The organism is Streptomyces sp. NPDC047974 (assembly GCF_040653375.1).
Taxonomy (GTDB): domain Bacteria; phylum Actinomycetota; class Actinomycetes; order Streptomycetales; family Streptomycetaceae; genus Streptomyces.
In genome coordinates this window covers 57,142-71,583 of record NZ_JBEZNU010000033.1, presented here as the reverse complement: position 1 = coordinate 71,583, position 14,442 = coordinate 57,142, and the positions used below count along the sequence as shown (strand labels likewise).

Sequence of the window (14,442 nt, the reverse complement as noted above, 5' to 3'; positions counted from 1 at the left end):
ACGGAGCGATCTTCGCCTCCGCCAGCGCACGCACCGACTCCCGGAGCATCTCGTGCTCCTCGGACGTCCGGTACAGGTCGAAGTCCTTGCCCATGCTCTTGAGCTCCCTGGCTTGCTAACTACCGTTAAGTAACCCAAAGGGTAGGGCGTGAACCGGGGGCTCTGCCAGGGCACGACTATGCTCGGGCAGGCACTTTCGCCCGACGCCCCTGGAGTCCCGCATGGCCCTGAAGATCACGGTGATCGGCACCGGCTACCTCGGCGCCACCCACGCCGCTGCCATGGCCGAGATGGGCTTCGAGGTCCTCGGGCTCGACGTCGTGCCGGAGAAGGTCGAGCTGCTGGCCTCCGGCCGCGTCCCGATGTTCGAGCCCGGCCTGGAGGAGCTGCTCCGCAAGCACGTCGCCGGGTTCGAGGGCTCCACCGGCCGGCTGCGCTTCACCACCTCCTGGGAGGAGGTCGGCGCCTTCGGCGACGTCCACTTCGTCTGCGTGAACACCCCGCAGAAGCACGGCGAGTACGGCTGCGACATGAGCTACGTCGACGCCGCCTTCGCCTCGCTCTCCGCCGTCGCCCGCGCCGGCTCGCTGGTCGTCGGCAAGTCGACCGTCCCCGTCGGCTCGGCCGAGCGGCTCGTCGGCGTGCTGCCGGAGGGCGTGCGGCTGGCCTGGAACCCGGAGTTCCTGCGCGAGGGCTTCGCCGTCCAGGACACCCTGCGGCCCGACCGGATCGTCGTCGGCGTCCACGGCGAGGACGGCGGGCGGGCCGAGAAGCTGCTGCGCGAGGTGTACGCGATCCCCGTCGCCGAGGGCTCGCCGTTCGTCGTCACCGACTTCCCGACCGCCGAACTCGTCAAGACGGCCGCGAACTCCTTCCTCGCCACCAAGATCTCCTTCATCAACGCGATGGCCGAGATCTGCGAGGCGGCCGGCGGCGACGTCGTCAAGCTGGCCGAGGCCATCGGCCACGACGAGCGGATCGGCAACAAGTTCCTGCGGGCCGGCGTCGGCTTCGGCGGCGGCTGCCTGCCCAAGGACATCCGCGCCTTCATGGCCCGGGCGGGCGAGCTCGGCGTCGACCAGGCGCTGACCTTCCTCCGCGAGATCGACTCCATCAACATGCGGCGGCGCGGCCAGATGGTCGAGATGGCCCGCGAGGCGCTCGGCGGGGACTCCTTCCTGGGCCGCCGGGTCGCCGTCCTCGGCGCCACCTTCAAGCCGGACTCGGACGACGTCCGCGACTCCCCCGCGCTCAACGTGGCCGGCCAGATCCAGCTCCAGGGCGGCCAGGTCACCGTCTACGACCCCAAGGGCATGGAGAACGCCCGCAGGCTCTTCCCGACCCTCGGCTACGCGGACACCGCCCTGGAGGCCGTCCGGGGCGCGGACGTGGTGCTGCACCTGACCGAGTGGCGCGAGTTCCGCGAGCTCGACCCGGCGGAGCTGGCCGCCGCCGTCTCCTCCCCGGTCCTCCTCGACGGGCGCAACGCCCTGGACGGCGAGCGGTGGCGGGCGGCCGGCTGGACGTACCGCGCGATGGGCCGACCGCGCGCCTGACGGCACGACACGAGGAAGGGGCGCCCCGAGGGGTGCCCCTTCTCCGTGCGGTACGGGTGCGGGTCAGGCGGCGACGGGCCTGATCCGGTTGGTACGGGACAGGAACTCGGTCTCGCGCAGGGCGCGGGTCGCGTTGCCGTGGGCCAGGCCGACCAGGTCGCGGGCCGGCCAGTCGCGGCGGAGCAGCTCCGCGAAGAGCGGCACGTAGCCGGCGGTCCGGGTCGCCAGGTGGGAGAGGCCCGTGGACGCGGGCCCCGCCAGCTCGCGCACCCGGTCGAGGAGGCCGGCCGTGGCGGCGGGGTCCTCGCCGACGGCGACCATGACGACGGCGCCGTTCTCGCCGAGGAGCCGCAGCACGTCGTCCGGGAGGGCGTCCGGCTCGGCCCGGGTGAGCAGGGCGGGCGCGCGGGTGACGGCGAGGACCTTGCGGACGGTGTCCTGGTCGGCGCCGGAGAGGTCCACGGCGAGGCCGATGCGGTTCATCTCGCGGACCGCCTCGCGGGCGAAGCGGTCGAAGCGGGTGAGGTTCACGGCCCGGACGCCGAGGGCGTGGTACGCCCGCAGGGTGGCGGCGGACCCGCCGAGGGCGGTCCAGCTCACCGGCCCGAGGAGGGCGGCGACCCGGCCGCAGTTGCGGGCGTGGATCATCTCCGAGGCGGTGTGCGCCAGGCGCAGGTCCTCGGGGCAGGCGGCGACGAGCGCCCGGATGGTGTCGAGGCGGCGCAGGGTGCCGAGGACGTCGTCGGCGTCCACCCGCAGCGACCAGAACTGGGCCCCGGCCTCCTGCGCCCGGGCGGGCGGCAGGTCCTCGGGGTCGAGGAGCGGGGGGAGTTCGGCGTGTCCCTCGACGACGGGCTGCGCGGCGAGGATCGCCCGGGCGCGGGCGGTCTCGTCGAGCGGCGTGGGTGGTGGCTCCGGGGGTTCCAGCGCGCCGACGGCGCCGGAGGCGGCAGAGAAGGGGGGATGATCGTCGAGATCTGCCATGGCACTACTCACACTTCCGAACTCGGTGATGCAGTACTACCCCGCCGAAGGAGGCGGGGCAGTACGGTCCACCGTGCCACCGGGGCCCGTCCGGAGCCCGTCGGACTGCGCCGTACGGGTGAGCTCCGGGGCGGGCTCCGTCAGGCGCCGTCGAGCTGGGCGAGCGTGGCGTGCGAGGCGGCTGTGCGGGCGGTCAGGTCCCGGGAGACGGCCTCCGCGTCGCCGAGCACGCGGAGCGTGTTCGACCAGGTCAGCTTGGTGAGGTCGGCGTGGGACCAGCCGCGGTCGAGGAGTTCGGCGATCAGGTTGGGGTAGCCGGCGACGTCGTCGAGGCCCGCCGGGGTGAAGGCGGTGCCGTCGTAGTCGCCGCCGATGCCGATGTGGTCGATGCCGGCGGCCTCGCGCATGTGGTCGAGGTGGTCGGCGACGGTGGCGGCGGTGGCGACCGGGCGGGGGTGGTCGGCCGCGAAGGCGGCGTGGATCTCCTTCGCCCTCGGGGTGGTGTCGAGGTGGTGGAGGCCGTGGGCGCGGAGGTTCTCGTCGGCGCGCAGGGTCCACTCGACGGCCGCGGGGAGGATGAACTTCGGGACGAAGGTCGCCATCGCCACGCCGCCGTTGGCGGACAGCCGCTCCAGGACGTCGTCGGGGATGTTCCTCGGGTGGTCGCAGACCGCGCGGGACGAGGAGTGGGAGAAGATCACCGGCGCGGTGCTCTCGTCGAGGGCGTCGCGCATGGTGGTCGCGGCGACGTGCGAGAGGTCGACGAGCATGCCGCAGCGGTTCATCTCGCGGACGACGGCGCGGCCGAAGGCGGTGAGGCCGCCGTGCCGGGGCTCGTCGGTGGCGGAGTCGGCCCAGTCGTTGTTCTCGTTGTGCGTGAGGGTCATGTACCGCACGCCGAGGGCGTACAGGGCGCGCAGGGTCGCGAGGGAGTTGTCGATCGAGTGGCCGCCCTCGGCGCCCTTGAGGGAGGCGATCCGGCCCTCGGCGCGGGCCTTGGCGATGTCGGCGGCGGTCCGGGCGGGCGCGAGGTCGGCCGCGTACCGCTCGACGAGCCGGTCGACGGCGTCGATCTGCTCCAGGGTGGCGCTGACCGCGTGGTCGCCGGCGAGCCGGCCGGGGACGTAGACGGACCAGAACTGGGCACCGACCCCGCCGGCGCGGAGCCGGGCGAGGTCGGTGTGGAGGGAGGCCGAGCGGTCGCCCGCGATGTCGAGCCTGTCGAGGTCGTAGCCGCACTGCTCGCGCAGCGCCCACGGGAGGTCGTTGTGCCCGTCGACGACGGGTGCCTCCGCGAGGAGGGCCCGGGCCTCGGCGAGCCGCTCGGCCGCGCTCACTTGCCGAACCCGAAGGAGTCGGCGCCGGCGACCTTGGCGCGCAGCCGCTTGCCCTTCTCGGTGGCCTGGCCGTTCAGGTCCTGGAGGAAGTCGCTCATCCGGGCCTGGAGCGCGGGGTCGGCGGCGGCCAGCACGCGGACGGCGAGCAGGCCCGCGTTGCGCGCGCCGGCGACGGAGACGGTGGCGACCGGGATGCCGGCGGGCATCTGGACGATCGACAGGAGCGAGTCCATGCCGTCGAGGTACTTCAGCGGCACGGGGACGCCGATGACCGGGAGCGGGGTGACGGAGGCGAGCATGCCCGGCAGGTGGGCGGCGCCGCCGGCGCCCGCGATGATCGCCTTGAGGCCGCGGCCGGCGGCCTCCTCGCCGTACGCGATCATCTCGCGCGGCATCCGGTGGGCGGAGACGACGTCGACCTCGTACGGGATCCCGAACTCGTCGAGCGCCTGGGCGGCGGCCTCCATGACGGGCCAGTCGGAGTCGGAGCCCATCACGATGCCGACGAGCGGGCCGTTGCCCGGGTCGTTCGTCTCGTTGCTCGCCTCGTTACTCAACGATCGTCCCTCGCAGGTAGTCGGCGGCGTGGCGGGCGCGCTCCAGCACCTCGTCCAGGTCGTCGCCGTAGGTGTTGACGTGACCGACCTTACGCCCGGGCTTCACGTCCTTGCCGTACATGTGGATCTTGAGCTGCGGGTCCCGGGCCATGCAGTGCAGATAGCCCTGGTACATGTCCGGGTAGTCGCCGCCGAGGACGTTGCACATCACGGTCCACGGGGCGCGCGGGCGGGGGTCGCCGAGCGGCAGGTCGAGGACGGCGCGGACGTGGTTGGCGAACTGGCTGGTGATCGCCCCGTCCTGGGTCCAGTGGCCGGAGTTGTGCGGGCGCATCGCCAGCTCGTTGACGAGGATGCGGCCGTCGGTGGTCTGGAAGAGCTCCACGGCGAGGTGGCCGACGACGCCGAGCTCCTTGGCGATCCGCAGCGCCAGCTCCTGGGCCCGCACCGCGAGCTCGGGGTCGAGGTCGGGGGCGGGGGCGATCACGGTGTCGCAGACGCCGTCGACCTGGCGGGACTCGACCACCGGGTAGGCGACGGCCTGGCCGTGCGGGGAGCGGACGATGTTCGCCGCGAGCTCGCGGACGAAGTCGACCTTCTCCTCGGCGAGCACGGGCACGCCGGCGAGGAAGGGGTCGCGGGCGTCTTCGGCGGTGCGGACGAACCAGACGCCCTTGCCGTCGTACCCGCCGCGCACGGTCTTGAGGATGATCGGGAAGCCGTCGCCCTCCTCGGCGAAGGCGACCGCGTCGGCCGCGTCGGCCACGAGGCGGTGGCGGGGGCTGGGCGCGCCGATCTCGTCGAGCTTCGCCCGCATCACCCCCTTGTCCTGCGCGTGCACCAGGGCGTCGGGCCCGGGGCGGACGGGGATGCCGTCGGCCTCCAGGGCGCGCAGGTGCGCGGTGGGGACGTGCTCGTGATCGAAGGTGATCACGTCGCAGCCGCGCGCGAAGGCGCGGAGCGTGTCCAGGTCCCGGTAGTCGCCGATGACGACCTCGCCGGCCACCAGGGCCGCCGAGTCCTGAGGGGTGTCACTGAGGAGCTTGAACTGGATGCCGAGGGGAATACCCGCCTCGTGTGTCATGCGGGCGAGCTGCCCGCCGCCGACCATGCCTACTACCGGGAACGTCACCCTCTTAGGGTATCCGCACCATCCGTGAACACTCTTCCGGCTGTGGGTTGACACAAGGCGTGACGGGGTGCGACCCGGTTTTCCACAGCTTTCGCCTCTACCCGGGCGGGTGACACGGGTGGCTGGTTAGCATGAGTGGGTTGACGTCACCCGGACGTCACCCGACGGACGGACCGACCCCACCATGAGCGAACCCGGCGCGCTGCGCACGCGACTCGCCCTGCTCGGCCGAGAGGTCGCCAAGTTCGGCGTGGTCGGCGGCCTCGGAGTCCTGGTCAACCTGGCCGTCTTCAACCTGGTCCGGCACACCACGGAGCTTCCGGTGGTGCGGGCCAGCGTGATCGCCACCATCGTGGCCATCGCCTTCAACTACGTGGGGTTCCGTTACTTCACGTACCGCGACCGCGACAAGTCGGGCCGCACCAAGGAGATGTCCCTCTTCCTGCTGTTCAGCCTCGTCGGCCTCGTGATCGAGAACGGCGTGCTGTACACGGCGACGTACGGCCTCGGCTGGAACGGCTCGCTGGCGAGCAACTTCTTCAAGTTCTTCGGGATCGGCCTCGGGACCCTGTTCCGCTTCTGGTCCTACCGCACCTGGGTGTTCCGGGCGCTGCCGGCGAAGGAGGCCGTGCAGACGGCCGAGTCCTTCCTGGAGCAGTCGGAGCCGGTCCCCACGCCCCGCCGGCCCCGGCGGCGGCAGCCCGACCACGTGTAGGGAAGCTCACCGCACGGGGCGTTCCCCCTGCTCGTCGGTGACGCTGCGGGCCTCCTTGCTCAGGAAGAGCGCGAAGACCGGCGGGTGCTCCTTGAGCAGTTCCAGGCGCCCGCCGTCGGCCTCCGCCAGGTCCCGGGCGACCGCCAGCCCGATGCCGGTGGAGCTGCGGCCGCTGACCGCCCGCTCGAAGATCCGCGCGCCGAGGTCGGCGGGGACGCCGGGCCCCTCGTCGGTGACCTCGATCACCGACTGGTTGCCGGTGACGCGGGTGCGCAGGGCGACGGTGCCGCCGCCGTGCATGAGCGAGTTCTCGATGAGCGCGGCGAGGACCTGGGCGACCGCGCCCGGGGTGCCGATCGCGCGCATGCCCTGCTTGCCGGAGCGGACGATGGCCCGGCCCGCGCTGCGGTAGGCGGGGCGCCACTCCTCGATCTGCTGCTTGACGACCTCGTCGAGGTCGAAGGCGACGGCGGAGCCGGAGCGCGGGTCGCGGGAGTTCGTCAGCAGCCGCTCGACGACGTCGGTGAGCCGCTCGACCTGCGTCAGCGCGATCGTCGCCTCCTCCTTGACCGTGTCCAGGTCGTCGGCGAGGGCGACCTCCTCCAGGCGCATGGACAGCGCGGTGAGGGGGGTGCGGAGCTGGTGGGAGGCGTCGGCGGCGAGCCGGCGTTCGGCGGTGAGCATCCGGGCGATCCGCTCGGCCGAGGCGTCCAGGACGTCCGCGACCCGGTCCAGCTCGGGGACCCCGTACCGCTTGTGCCGGGGCCTGGGGTCGCCCGAGCCGAGCCGCTCGGCGGTCTCGGCGAGGTCGGTGAGCGGGGAGGCGAGCCGGTTCGCCTGGCGTACGGCGAGGAGGACGGCGGCGACGACGGCGAGCCCGGCGACCGCCACGATGATCAGGGCGGTGCTGCCGACCTCGGAGGTGACGGCCGAGCGGGACTCCTCGACGATCACGGTCTCGCCGCGCTCGCCCTCCGCGTAGCCCCGGATGACGCTGCCGGTGGGGCGGGTGCCGATCTCGATGGGCGGGCGGCCCGGGATGGTGACCAGGGCGTACCGCTTCGCGCCGCTCTGCTCCGCGAGGATGGCGGGGCTCACGGGTTCGCCGCCGATGAGCCGGCTGTCGACGATCGAGACGATGCGGAGGGCTTCGGCGTCGACGCTCTCCTGGGCGCTGGCGGTGATGGTCCTCGTCTCGACGAGGACGAGGGAGACGCCGAAGACGGCGATCACCACGAGGACGACGGCGAGGGTGCTGGTGATGAGGCGGCGGCGCACGTGCCCTCCGGGAGCGGTTGGACGATGACCAGGGGGTGGCGCACCGGAAGGGGCGCGGGGAACTGCGCGAGCGGCCCCCGGCGGCCGGCGGTCGCGGACGCGGCGTGAGCACCGTCGGCGGGGCGCGTCCTGTCGGCGCGCGGTGTCGGCGCGGGCCTGCTCGGGTGCGGGTTCGGGCGCGGAGGCCTGGGCCCGGCACGGGGCGCCGTCCGCTGCGCCCGCCCTCCCCCAAGCTCTCGGCTTCGCTCGAACAGGGGGGACCCCCATCGCCCCGGCGGAACGCATGCCCACAGCGTGAGGTGGGGTCAGCTCTTCTCGAAGCGGAAGCCGACGCCTCGCACCGTGGCGATGTAGCGGGGGTTCGCCGCGTCGTCGCCGAGTTTCTTGCGGAGCCAGGAGATGTGCATGTCGAGGGTCTTGGTGGAGGACCACCAGGTGGTGTCCCAGACCTCGCGCATCAGCTGGTCGCGGGTGACGACCCGGCCCGCGTCGCGGACCAGGACGCGCAGGAGGTCGAACTCCTTGGCCGTGAGCTGGAGCTCCTCGTCGCCCATCCACGCGCGGTGCGACTCGACGTCGATGCGGACGCCGTGGGTGGCGGGCGCGGGGGCCGGCTCGGCGGCGCCGCGCCGGAGGAGGGCCCGGACGCGGGCGAGGAGCTCGGCGAGGCGGAAGGGCTTCGTCACGTAGTCGTCGGCGCCGGCGTCGAGGCCGACCACCGTGTCGACCTCGTCCGCGCGGGCGGTGAGGACCAGGATCGGGACCGTGTGCCCGTCGGCGCGCAGCCGGCGGGCGACCTCCAGGCCGTCCATGCCGGGCAGGCCCAGGTCGAGCACGACCAGGTCGACGCCGCCCTGGAGCCCGGTGTCGAGCGCGGACGGCCCGTCCTCTCGGACCTCGACCTCGTACCCCTCTCTCCGCAGGGCGCGGGCCAGCGGTTCCGAGATGGATGCGTCGTCCTCGGCGAGCAGTACACGGGTCATGGGGTGATGGTAGTCCGCACGGGTGCCGGGCCGGGGCGGGATCACGGTGCGGTGGCCGGTGCCTCCGAAGCAGGGTGCGTAACCTGTACATCACCTTGGATTGACGCCCGTTGGTTCCTTGGTCACCTGTGATCCATCTCTCAAGTCCTTCCATATCCGGCACTGTCGTGTCGTATGGTGGCGAGACGTCTGTAGGGGTAATCGGGGACCTTTGGCCTGCTTCATCAGCGAAGGTCCTCTTTTCTGCGGCAGGTTGGCCCTGCCACCCTCGGACGGTGAAAGACCTGTGGGCCGGGTCCCGCGGCGTGAAGACGCGCGGCGGGGCGTGGATCCCGGACGGGGTGCGAACACCCCGGCCGGTGCCGGCCACCCCCCACCGGGCGCATCACGCTCACGAGGCGTCGCGTCCCGACAGAGCAAGGATCGACATGGCGGCTACGACCGTTCCCGCGGGTCCGAAGGAGTTCTTCGGACACCCCCGCGGCCTCGCCACCCTCTTCATGACCGAGATGTGGGAGCGTTTCTCCTACTACGGCATGCGGGCGCTTCTCGTCCTGTACCTGGTCTCCGGCGGCGCCGACGCGGCGACCGGCAGCCAGGGTGGCGGACTGGCCATGACGGCTGCCACGGCCACGGCGATCTACTCCGTGTACGTGTCGATGGTCTACCTGATGGCCATGCCGGGCGGATGGTTCGGCGACCGCGTCTGGGGCGCGCGCAAGACCGTCGCGATAGCCGGCTTCGTGATCATGGCCGGTCACCTCTCGCTGGCCATCCCCGGCCAGGCGATGTTCTTCGTCGGCCTCGCGCTGGTCGCGGCCGGCTCCGGTCTGCTGAAGGCCAACATCTCGACGATGGTCGGCCACCTGTACGAGGGCCCGGACGACCCGCGCCGTGACGGTGGCTTCACCCTCTTCTACATCGGCATCAACCTCGGTGCCTTCGTCGCCCCGTTCGTCGTCGGCACCGTCGGCGAGAAGGTCAACTGGCACCTCGGCTTCGCGCTCGCCGCGGCCGGCATGGGTCTGGGTCTGCTCCAGTTCCTGATCGGCACGAAGAACCTGAGCCCGAAGAGCAACGTCGTCCCGAACCCGCTCTCGGCCGCCGAGCGCAAGAACATCCTGGTCAAGGTCTGCCTGGTCCTGGTCCTCGCCGCCGCCTTCTACGGCGTCGTCATCGCCCTGGGCATGTACACCCTGAACTGGGCGATCGTCCCGATCACCCTGGCCGGCCTGATCATCCCGGTCGCCGTCCTCGTCCGCATCAAGCGCGACAAGGACCTGTCGAACACCGAGCAGTCGAAGATGACCGGCTACATCTGGTTCTTCGTGGCCGCCGCCATCTTCTGGATGATCTACGACCAGGGCGGCTCGACCCTGTCGCTCTTCGCCGACGGCAAGACCGCGGACACCGTCCTCGGCTTCGGCTTCCCGGCCACCTGGTACCAGTCGCTGAACCCGCTCTTCGTCATGGCGCTGGCCCCGGTCTTCGCCTGGCTGTGGCTGTGGCTGGCCCGCAAGAACCAGGAGCCGAACACCATCGTGAAGTTCGCGATGGGCCTGGTCCTGGTCGGTGCCTCCTTCTTCGTCTTCATCGTCCCGATGAACATGGCGGGCGACGGCACCAAGGTCTCCCCGATGTGGCTCGTCTCGATCTACATGATCCAGACCATCGGTGAGCTGTGCCTCTCCCCCGTCGGCCTCTCGGTCACGACGAAGATGGCACCGCAGAAGTACGCCTCCCAGATGATGGGCGTCTGGTTCCTCGCCGTCACCGCCGGTGACTGCACCACGGGTCTGCTCTCGCTGGCCGGTGTGGACCTGAACGGCACGGGGGTGATCGCCATGGAGGCGTCCCTCGCCGTCCTGGCGGGCTTCGCGGTCTTCATGTACCGCAAGAAGGTCCAGAGCCTCATGGGCGACGTGCACTGACGCACGACCGCGCGCACGGGACGGCCCCGGCACACCCTTCACGGTGTGCCGGGGCCGTCCCCTTTCCGCTGCGGCTCGGCCGCTCCGCTCAGCGCTGCCTGCGGGCCAGGCGGCGCCACGGGGTGAAGGTGAAGACCGCACCGCCGAGGAGGACCGCCGTGCCGGCGACCAGGCCGAGGGCGCGCAGGGCGCCGTCGGACTCGGCGCCGGTCTGGGCGAGGCCGTCGCCGGAGCCGGAGCCGCCGTCGCCGCCGCTTCCGGAGGGGCTGCCGCCGTTGCCGGTGCCGCCGTCGTCCGTGCCGCCGTTGTCGCCGCCGCCGTTGTCGGTGGAGCCGGAGGCGCCGCCGGACTGCTTGGCGGTGTCCAGGGTGAGGGACGCCTGGACCGCGCCCTTCACCGTGCAGGGGATCTTGATGGGTTCGGCGCCCGGGGCGAGGACGACGCTGATGGTGAGCGCGCCCGGGGTGAGCGTCGCCTTGCCGGTGGCGCCGGGCTTGTAGGTGCCCTTCATGTCGGTGAGGCTCACCGGGTCGTCGGCCTTGAGCGCGGTGGGGTTGGGCGCGCCGGTGACCTTGACGGTGCCGCTGTCGTCCCCGCCGATCCTGATGTCCATGCTGGGCGTGAGGGCCTTCGCGGGCAGCGGGGCCGGGGTCGGCATGACGTTCTTGGCGGTCTTGACCGTGAGGTCGAACGCGCCGCCGTTCTTCTTGGCGCTGACCGACACCTTGGTGGTGATGGAGGGCGGTGCGCCGGGGCCGGTGCAGGTGAAGTTCACGTCGACCTCCTTGCCCGGGAAGTCGGTCGGGCCGCCGCCGGAGCCCCCGCTGTCGGAGCCCCCGCTCGCGGCGCCGCCGCTGTCCGAGCCGCCGCCCGAGCCGCCGCCGCCGTCCGTCACCTTGATCGTGGCGCCGACCGGGACCTGCTCCTTCGGCGTGCACGTGGTGTTCGTGGACATCGGCTTCGACACGTTGATCGTGTACGCGTCCGGCGTCAGCGTGACGTCGCCCGCCTTGGTCAGCTTCAGGGTGCCCTTCATCTCGGGCAGCACCATGTCGCTGTTCTTGGGGATCGGCGGGTTCTTCCGGGGACCCTCCATGGCGACCGTGCCGCTCTGCGCCCCGGCGACCTTCATGGTGCCGGTCGGCTTCACGGTGTCGGCGTCCAGGTCGAGCACGTCGGGGTTCTTGGAGGCCGGCTTCACGGTCTTCCAGACGACCTCGACGGTGTCGCCGACCTTGGCGGTGGCGGGTGCGGTGACGAGCACCGTGGTGGTGCCCTGGACCGGCGGGAGGCCGGAGATCGACGGCGGGATGCACTCCGTCCTGAACGAGATCTGGGCGGCCTGGGCGGACCCGGCGGAGAGCAGGATCCCCGCGCCGCCGAGCATCAGCGCGACCCCGGCCGCGATCGTCCTCCGTTGCGTGCTCACGAATGTCCCTTCGTCGTCGGACTGTTCTCGGTCGGTGCGGAGTCGGGGAGGAACCACGGGAGGGCCGCGGTCGTCCCGGGGCCGTCCGCGTCCGCCGGTACGGGGACGGGGACGGGGTCGCGGTTCCGGCCGCCGGCCCGGTCGACGAGGACCATGCCGGCCCGGAAGAGGGCGGCGGGCACGACCAGGGCGAGCAGGGCCCAGAAGAGGACCACGCCCCAGGGGCGGCCCACCGTCCACGGCTGCTCGGCGAGGAGTTTCCCGCCGTACGAGACGGACACCCGGTAGTCGCCGTGGGCGCCGGCGGAGAGCTCGACGTCCAGCTCGATCCTGGCCTTCTGCCCGGGCTTGATGGTGCCGCGCCACTGCCGCTCCTCGTCGCCCGGGGCGAGGACGCCGCGGGCGGTGCCGAGGAGGAAGACCGGGTCGCGGACGGGCGCGCTGCCGAGGTTCCCGACGGTGAGGACGAGGGTGCGGGACGGTGGCGCGCCGAACCAGGTGAGGACTCCGCCCGAACCGTCCAGGCGGGCGGCGGTGAGGACGGCGAGCCGTCCGTCGCCGGTGGCGTCGGGGAGCGGGGCGGTGGGGTGGCCGGCGACGGTGAAGCCGGCGTCGACGACGTCCTGGGTGCCGGTGACGCCGGAGACGTGGACGACGCAGGGGCAGGGTCTGGGCGGGGCGACCACCGGCAGCTTGACGCTGAAGGCGCCGCGCGCGTCGACGGTGGCGGCGCGTCCGTCGGTGTTGGCGCAGCTGTTGGTGCCGCCGACGACGCCCTTCTCCGGGGTGCCCTGGCCGCAGAGCAGCACCATGAGGAGCGCCCCGGCCTTCCAGCCGGCGCCGCTGACGGTGAGTTCGCCGCCCTTGGGGGCCTGGGCCTGCGAGACGGCGACGGTGGGGTCGCCCGCGGCGGGCGCGGCGGGCGCGGGGGCGGCGGGGAGCAGGGCGAGGGCGAGCGCCGTGAGCAGCGCGGCCAGGGCCGTACGGGGACGGGCGGTGGCCGGTCTCATGCGGGGGCTCCCTTCGTGCGGGCCCGGCGCCGGAGCGTGTACGCGGCTCCGCCCGCCGCCGCGAGCGGCAGCAGGCCGGCGGCGGCGAGGGCGGGCGCGGAGGCGAAGACGGCGGCGGTGGCGGCGGTGGCGGGGGTGGCTCCGGGGGCGGTGGCGGTGAGCCGGACGGTGACGGAGTCGAGGGCCGGCGGGTCGGGCCAGGGTTCGGCGCGGGCGGCGCGCTCGCCGGGGCGGAGGGTGAGCGGCAGGGCGCGGTCGGGGAGGTCGAGGACGGTGCCGAGGAGGCCGTCGGCGCGGACGGCGAGGCGGGGCCGGTCGAGGACGGTGCTGCCGCGGTTGACGAGGGTGTAGTGGAGGGTGCCGGTGGCCCGGTCGACGCGGGCGTCCTCGACGGTGAGGGCGGCGAGTTCGGGGCCGCTGACCTTGAGCCGCAGGTCGACGCCGACGCTCCGGCCGCCGGCCCCGGCCCGTACCGTGCCGCGGTGTTCGCCGGGCGCGGTGGCGGCGGCGACGGTGACGGCGAAGGGCACGTCGGCGCGGGTGCGGGCGGGCACGGTGACGGTGCGGGCGGCGAAGGCGACGGCGGCGGGCCCTTCACCCGTGAGGGTGACGGTGAGCGGGCGGGGTCCGGGGTTGGTGACGGAGAGGGTGTCCTCCAGGACGCTCCCGGCGGGCCCTTCGAGGTAGGCATACGGCCGCCCGGCGGCGGGCGCGGCGGTCCACCCGGCGGAGGCGGCGGGGCGCTCGGCGGTTGCGTGCGGCGCGGCGGTCTCCTGCGGCGCGGCGGCGAGCGTGCCGAGGACGGCGCCGGCGGCGAGGAGCGCGTACCGGGTCCTGGTCACGGGCGGGCCGGGCGGGGGCGGCGGGTGAGCCAGAGGAGGGCGCCGGTCCCGCCGAGGAGGACGGTGCCGCCGAGGGTGGCGAGGGCGGTGGTGGTGGAGAGGCCGCCGGTCTTCGGGAGTTCACCGCCGGGCAGGGCCGCCTCCACGGCGTCCTCCTCCCCGTCGGTCTCCCGCAGGCCCGTCACCGTGAGGGTGAGGGAGGGGCCGGGCTTGTTCGCGGGTCCGCAGACGGCGGCGTCCATGCCGAGGGCGTGGACGGTGAGCACCCCGGCGGTGAAGGTGACGGTGCCGTTCCGCTTCGGCGTGTAGGTGCCGGTGAGGGTGCCGATCCTGACGGGGGTGAAGGCGGGGACGGCGGCGGGGTTGGGCGTGCCCTTCACCTGGACGGCGCCCCGGTCGTCGCCGCCGAGGACGAGCTCGGCGCGCGGGGTCATGACGCCCTTGGGGAGTTCGACGGGGCTGTCGGAGACGCCTTTGTCGAAGGTCATGGTGATCGTGTAGGCGTCGCCCTTCCGCTCGGCCGTGATGTCCACGGGCGAGACGGCGGAGCGGTCGCCGATCTCGGTCTCGCAGGCGTACTCCACGTCGACGACCTCGGCGTGGGCGGCGGGCGCGGCGACGAGGCCGGCCGGGGCCCAGACCGCGACGGCGGCCGTGAGCACGGCGGCCGTCCTCCTCCGGTTCGGTT

13 protein-coding genes are annotated in these 14,442 nt (G+C 73.1%); 3 read left to right on the top strand and 10 right to left on the bottom strand.

Features of this window, described 5'->3' with window-relative positions; all coding sequences use genetic code 11:
• The first annotated feature begins 221 nt into the window (after window positions 1-221).
• Complete coding sequence (locus tag AB0E19_RS32625; RefSeq protein WP_362186624.1) at window positions 222-1,556, top strand: UDP-glucose/GDP-mannose dehydrogenase family protein; 1,335 nt, start codon at window positions 222-224, stop codon at window positions 1,554-1,556.
• Window positions 1,557-1,619: 63 nt separating this feature from the next.
• Here the strand turns inward: AB0E19_RS32625 and AB0E19_RS32620 are convergent, their stop codons facing one another.
• The 4 genes from AB0E19_RS32620 to AB0E19_RS32605 form a co-directional block, all read right to left on the bottom strand.
• Window positions 1,620-2,540, bottom strand: a complete 921-nt coding sequence (locus tag AB0E19_RS32620; protein WP_362186621.1) for a membrane dipeptidase — start codon at window positions 2,538-2,540, stop codon at window positions 1,620-1,622.
• Window positions 2,541-2,680: 140 nt separating this feature from the next.
• The gene (locus AB0E19_RS32615; RefSeq protein WP_362186617.1) at window positions 2,681-3,877 is read right to left on the bottom strand and encodes a dipeptidase; all 1,197 of its coding nucleotides are present in this window, start codon (window positions 3,875-3,877) and stop codon (window positions 2,681-2,683) included.
• Window positions 3,874-4,371 (bottom strand): 5-(carboxyamino)imidazole ribonucleotide mutase, encoded by a 498-nt coding sequence (gene purE, locus AB0E19_RS32610; protein ID WP_362186645.1) that lies wholly within the window; start codon window positions 4,369-4,371, stop codon window positions 3,874-3,876. The genes AB0E19_RS32615 and purE overlap by 4 nt, the downstream gene beginning before the upstream one ends.
• A gap of 55 nt (window positions 4,372-4,426) precedes the next feature.
• Complete coding sequence (locus tag AB0E19_RS32605; RefSeq protein ID WP_362186614.1) at window positions 4,427-5,620, bottom strand: 5-(carboxyamino)imidazole ribonucleotide synthase; 1,194 nt, start codon at window positions 5,618-5,620, stop codon at window positions 4,427-4,429.
• Window positions 5,621-5,750: 130 nt separating this feature from the next.
• Here AB0E19_RS32605 and AB0E19_RS32600 point away from each other — a divergent pair, with 130 nt between their 5' ends.
• Entirely contained in the window at window positions 5,751-6,281 is a 531-nt protein-coding gene (locus tag AB0E19_RS32600) for a GtrA family protein (RefSeq protein WP_362186611.1), read from the top strand.
• Between the two features lie 6 nt (window positions 6,282-6,287).
• Here the strand turns inward: AB0E19_RS32600 and AB0E19_RS32595 are convergent, their stop codons facing one another.
• Both AB0E19_RS32595 and AB0E19_RS32590 read right to left on the bottom strand, forming a co-directional pair.
• Entirely contained in the window at window positions 6,288-7,559 is a 1,272-nt protein-coding gene (locus AB0E19_RS32595; protein ID WP_362186608.1) for an ATP-binding protein, read from the bottom strand.
• A 305-nt stretch (window positions 7,560-7,864) separates the two neighbouring features.
• Entirely contained in the window at window positions 7,865-8,542 is a 678-nt protein-coding gene (locus AB0E19_RS32590) for a response regulator transcription factor (RefSeq protein ID WP_362186605.1), read from the bottom strand.
• A gap of 428 nt (window positions 8,543-8,970) precedes the next feature.
• Between AB0E19_RS32590 and AB0E19_RS32585 the strand changes: the two genes are divergently transcribed.
• A complete protein-coding gene (locus tag AB0E19_RS32585; protein WP_362186602.1) occupies window positions 8,971-10,473 on the top strand; it encodes an oligopeptide:H+ symporter in 1,503 nt (500 codons plus the stop codon).
• An 88-nt stretch (window positions 10,474-10,561) separates the two neighbouring features.
• Here the strand turns inward: AB0E19_RS32585 and AB0E19_RS32580 are convergent, their stop codons facing one another.
• Genes AB0E19_RS32580 through AB0E19_RS32565 form a run of 4 tightly spaced genes read right to left on the bottom strand, consistent with a single transcriptional unit; the run spans window position 10,562 to window position 14,416 of the window.
• Window positions 10,562-11,902 (bottom strand): hypothetical protein, encoded by a 1,341-nt coding sequence (locus AB0E19_RS32580; RefSeq protein ID WP_362186599.1) that lies wholly within the window; start codon window positions 11,900-11,902, stop codon window positions 10,562-10,564.
• Window positions 11,899-12,912 carry a hypothetical protein gene (locus AB0E19_RS32575; protein ID WP_362186596.1) on the bottom strand — a complete coding sequence of 338 codons (1,014 nt, stop codon included), beginning with the start codon at window positions 12,910-12,912 and terminating at the stop codon, window positions 11,899-11,901. The genes AB0E19_RS32580 and AB0E19_RS32575 overlap by 4 nt, the downstream gene beginning before the upstream one ends.
• Window positions 12,909-13,754, bottom strand: a complete 846-nt coding sequence (locus AB0E19_RS32570; protein ID WP_362186593.1) for a hypothetical protein — start codon at window positions 13,752-13,754, stop codon at window positions 12,909-12,911. Before AB0E19_RS32570 ends, AB0E19_RS32575 begins: the two co-directional genes overlap by 4 nt.
• Window positions 13,751-14,416 carry a peptidase gene (locus AB0E19_RS32565; protein ID WP_362186590.1) on the bottom strand — a complete coding sequence of 222 codons (666 nt, stop codon included), beginning with the start codon at window positions 14,414-14,416 and terminating at the stop codon, window positions 13,751-13,753. The genes AB0E19_RS32570 and AB0E19_RS32565 overlap by 4 nt, the downstream gene beginning before the upstream one ends.
• Window positions 14,417-14,442 lie beyond the last annotated feature (26 nt).

What these genes read in the sequence shown, in the direction of transcription:
- AB0E19_RS32625 (WP_362186624.1), top strand. Translation starts at nt 222, where the DNA reads ATGGCCCTGAAGATCACGGTGATCGGCACCGGCTACCTCGGCGCCACC.
- AB0E19_RS32620 (WP_362186621.1), bottom strand. Translation starts at nt 2,540, where the DNA reads ATGGCAGATCTCGACGATCATCCCCCCTTCTCTGCCGCCTCCGGCGCC.
- purE (WP_362186645.1), bottom strand. Translation starts at nt 4,371, where the DNA reads ATGGGCTCCGACTCCGACTGGCCCGTCATGGAGGCCGCCGCCCAGGCG.
- AB0E19_RS32600 (WP_362186611.1), top strand. Translation starts at nt 5,751, where the DNA reads ATGAGCGAACCCGGCGCGCTGCGCACGCGACTCGCCCTGCTCGGCCGA.
- AB0E19_RS32590 (WP_362186605.1), bottom strand. Translation starts at nt 8,542, where the DNA reads ATGACCCGTGTACTGCTCGCCGAGGACGACGCATCCATCTCGGAACCG.
- AB0E19_RS32585 (WP_362186602.1), top strand. Translation starts at nt 8,971, where the DNA reads ATGGCGGCTACGACCGTTCCCGCGGGTCCGAAGGAGTTCTTCGGACAC.
- AB0E19_RS32575 (WP_362186596.1), bottom strand. Translation starts at nt 12,912, where the DNA reads ATGAGACCGGCCACCGCCCGTCCCCGTACGGCCCTGGCCGCGCTGCTC.